The sequence below is a fragment of the Sphaerospermopsis sp. FACHB-1094 genome, from assembly GCF_014696195.1.
Taxonomy (GTDB): Bacteria; Cyanobacteriota; Cyanobacteriia; order Cyanobacteriales; family Nostocaceae; genus Sphaerospermopsis; species Sphaerospermopsis kisseleviana.
This window is the reverse complement of the sequence record NZ_JACJPT010000209.1, coordinates 1-3,644: the sequence shown is the minus strand read 5'-3', so window position 1 is coordinate 3,644 and position 3,644 is coordinate 1. Positions and strand designations below refer to the sequence as shown.

Here is a 3,644-nt window from a genome sequence, read left to right as displayed (position 1 = left end):
GCGTCTGGCTAAGGCGTGAAAGTCTACTGAGGGATAACTGCTCCCATGCTCCCGTTGAAGTAGAAAGTAAAGTCTAGTTTTGTCTAGGTTTTATATAGCAGATGTTTTCGTGTTGCTGCGGTTATCTTTTCAAAATTGGGATGCTCCCGATAAAAACAGCAAATTGCTGATTATCTGGGAACTGGAACTTGATTAATTACCGCAGCTATTACCGCATCAATTTGTAAACCATCCAGCATTGCTTCTGGTTTCAAAAGTAAACGATGACGCAACAGTGGAGACGCAACAGCTTTGATATCATCAGGTGTGACAAAATCTCTACCCGCTAACCAAGCAGATGCTTGAGATGTTTGTAACCAAGCACCAGCAGCGCGAGGAGATGCACCTAAAGCTAAATCAGGATATTGACGAGTTTTTTTCACCAATTCCAAGAGATAATCAACTATAGCTTCAGATACCTTAACTTGTTTAACGGCTTGCCTAGCCTCTAAAATATCAGCTACTGTAGTGATTGGTTTTAACTTGGCAATATCCAAGCGTCTAGCTGCAAAACCCGCTTGTCGATTTAGTAACATTTGCTTTTCTGCTGCTTGATCTGGATAATCTACAACTAGCTTGAATAAAAACCGATCTAACTGTGCTTCTGGTAAGGGATAAGTACCTTCAAATTCCAGGGGGTTTTGCGTCGCAATCACCCAAAATAAATCTGGTAATGGTAAGCTTTCACCATCTAAGGTGACTTGCATTTCTTCCATTGCTTCCAGCAGTGCAGCTTGTGTTTTGGGGGGAGTGCGGTTAATTTCGTCAGCGAGTAAAACTTCTGTAAAAACAGGACCTTTTTTGAGTACGAAGTTGCGACTATTTAAGTCGAAAATATTTGTTCCTGTAATATCCGATGGTAAAACATCTGGTGTAAGTTGAATCCGTCGGAAATCTGCTTGAATTAACTGCGCTAACACTTTGACTAGGAGTGTTTTGCCAGTTCCGGGAACACCTTCTAAAATTATGTGTCCACCTGCTAACAATGCTATTAGCGATTGCTTAACTAGGTTGGATTGTCCTACAATTATTTGGTTTAGTCCTTGTCCAAGGCGAATTAATACAGGATGTGTTGCACTCATATTTTTATGGATAACGTAAGTTGCTAATCAAGAAATAGGAGTCAGGAGTCAGGAGTCAGGAGTCAGAATTAATTTTTTGTCTATGTTTCCATCACGGTTATAACTAGCAACTTGCTAATAATTCAGGAGTCAGGAGTCAGGAGTCAGAATATTTGATAGATCAGTAGATTATCAAATCTTGAGTTAAAGATTAATTTTTAGATGTTAGATTTTGAATTGTGATTTTTCCGTAGGCTTTGCCATTTCCCTAACCAGCTTATCAGGTCTTGTTCACTGATTCGGTGTTTTTTTACTTGTAGTTTTAAGACTGCATCTAGTTCTGCTGCATTTTTACCTGTTTGATCTTGCCAAACTTTGAGTAAAACTTCATTTTCTACTAGTATTTGACCTAATCCTAATACTTTTTGTAGTTGCAGTTGTTCTTCTTTTCCGACCATTTCCAGTACAAAATCGCTAGATTCTGCTTTTTGTAAAACTCCTGCTAATGCTTGTATGTAAGCCTGACTGTTATCTATAACTGGTGTATCTAAAGTGACGGGTTTACCAAAGCGGCGATTTTCAGACCAAATTAGCACTAATAACAATACCACCACCTGTACCAATGCTGGAAATAAAGGAGTTTTCGCCAAGTAACCCAATAAATCGCCTCTTCCTTCTTTCTCTCTGATATCAGGATCTTTGTATCCGTGGATATATTCGTCTATAAGTATTTTCTGGTTACCTTTGGTAACTAAATCTGCTAAATATACGAAATTTGCTTCTTCTTGATAAGCATTGGCGGCTAAATGGGGAGTGGTAGCGAAAATGACTTTGCCTTTACCATATTTCTCTTCCCAGACTACAGCACCATAGCGATCGCCTAACAAAACTTGTTCTAACTCTTGTTCTAACTCTTGTTCTGACTGAGATTCTTGATATCTTCTGCTAGTGTCGATTTTGACATCCCCAAAAGCTGATTTTTGATTGCTGCTAAATTCTGCTGCTGTTGGTGGTTGTTTTACACCTAAAATCACTAAGGTATTACCTTTTTTTACCCATTCAATTTGTTGTGAATAAAACATTGGGTTTCTGAGAGTGCTGTTCACCTGGAGCAAAGTTACAGGGTTTGTTTCGGTTTCAATATCACTAAAAGGCTTTTGCCAACGTTGGATATTTGTGCCTTGAGATTGCATAAAAGCATACCAAGCACCATAACCTTCAGGTGCGCGATTATAACTAGAACCACTATTGATTTTACTGCTAGGAGCAACTGTTATGCTAAGTAAAATTATGGCTGCTAGAGCGATCGCACCTAGCCAAATAATGCGGTTACGGCGTTTCATATTTTTAGGTGACTGGTGACTGGTGACTGGGGACTGGTGACTGGGGACTAGTGACTGGGGACTAGTGACTGGTGAATGGGGACTGGTGACTGGGGACTGGTGACTGGGGACTGGTGACTGGGGACTAATAACTAATAACTAATGACTAATTACTAATTAAACAGTTCTTGATAAGCTTGATGACACTGTTGATAATTTTCTGCCAAAATTTCATTATTACCAAAACATAATTGCTCATGGGTGGTAATTAAGGTTTCATAAGGCTGAACAGGAGTTGCACTAGAAGTTAGTAATTGCAGATATTCGCCGTCTGTGCGGCTAGGTTGTTGAGGTGCGATCGCTTTTTCATGCAGTTGCTGTAACATAGCTAAATATAGATAACGGCAAGCTTCCTGATAGTTACCCTGTTGGTAAAATTCCTGGGCTTTAGTTAACAAGAAGCTGATAGATAACTCATTAGCTTGATTTTTATTCTGGGAAATAAAGGCATGATCAAATCTTGCCAGCCAAGCATAAATGTAAGTATTAAATTCTTGCCATAAACGCCAAATTACCCAAACGAAAAATAAACCCAGTATCAGCCAAAATAGAATTTTTAGTAATTCAGCTACCCAAGGACTAATTGACCAACCAGGAGGTAATTCTGGCAGGGTTTTTTGAAAGCGTGAAAATTGGTATTCAAACCATTCTCCTACTTTTTCCTGAAATAAATACAACTGCCAAACCCAGTTTGTTTTTTCAAAAGCATCCGTGTTCATAATTCGTAATTCGTAATTCGTAATTCGTAATTGTTAATTTTCTCACCTGCCTCCTGCCTCCTGCCTCCTGCCTCCAAGTATCATTTTCGAGCCTATAATAACAAGCACTGCCGATACAAAAAAGCTAACTAATGCTAACAAAAGTTGGCTTTTTCTTCCTGTTTCACCCTAGCAGTGTCGGCACTATCTAGTCCACAGGCTAACACGATCAATCTGACCGCTTCTTGTTTTAAATTAATCGCAGCGTTTAAATCTCTGTCAATCTCAAAGCCACAACTATCACATTTAAACACTCTTTGAGATAATGACAGTGATGATTTCTTTTCTCCACAACCCTCAGTTTTGCTACTGGGATAATATCTATCCACAATTACTAACTTACTACCATACAGTTGTGTTTTATATTCTAGCTGCCTTCTGAATTGATAAAAGCCCATATCAGC

General features: G+C 39.0%; 4 protein-coding genes. All 4 read right to left on the bottom strand.

Features of this window, described 5'->3' with window-relative positions:
- Positions 1-170 precede the first annotated feature (170 nt).
- Positions 171-1,121: a MoxR family ATPase gene (locus H6F47_RS27035; RefSeq protein ID WP_096572063.1), complete on the bottom strand. Its 951-nt coding sequence runs from the start codon at positions 1,119-1,121 to the stop codon at positions 171-173.
- Between the two features lie 197 nt (positions 1,122-1,318).
- The gene (locus H6F47_RS27030; protein ID WP_190651826.1) at positions 1,319-2,443 is read right to left on the bottom strand and encodes a DUF4350 domain-containing protein; all 1,125 of its coding nucleotides are present in this window, start codon (positions 2,441-2,443) and stop codon (positions 1,319-1,321) included.
- Positions 2,444-2,595: 152 nt separating this feature from the next.
- Positions 2,596-3,201, bottom strand: a complete 606-nt coding sequence (locus H6F47_RS27025; protein ID WP_190651824.1) for a DUF4129 domain-containing protein — start codon at positions 3,199-3,201, stop codon at positions 2,596-2,598.
- 134 nt (positions 3,202-3,335) lie between these two features.
- Positions 3,336-3,644 (bottom strand): zinc ribbon domain-containing protein (locus H6F47_RS27020; protein ID WP_190651822.1); only part of this gene is annotated, 309 nt, incomplete at its 5' end.

What these genes read in the sequence shown, in the direction of transcription:
- H6F47_RS27035 (WP_096572063.1), bottom strand. Translation starts at nt 1,121, where the DNA reads ATGAGTGCAACACATCCTGTATTAATTCGCCTTGGACAAGGACTAAAC.
- H6F47_RS27030 (WP_190651826.1), bottom strand. Translation starts at nt 2,443, where the DNA reads ATGAAACGCCGTAACCGCATTATTTGGCTAGGTGCGATCGCTCTAGCA.
- H6F47_RS27025 (WP_190651824.1), bottom strand. Translation starts at nt 3,201, where the DNA reads ATGAACACGGATGCTTTTGAAAAAACAAACTGGGTTTGGCAGTTGTAT.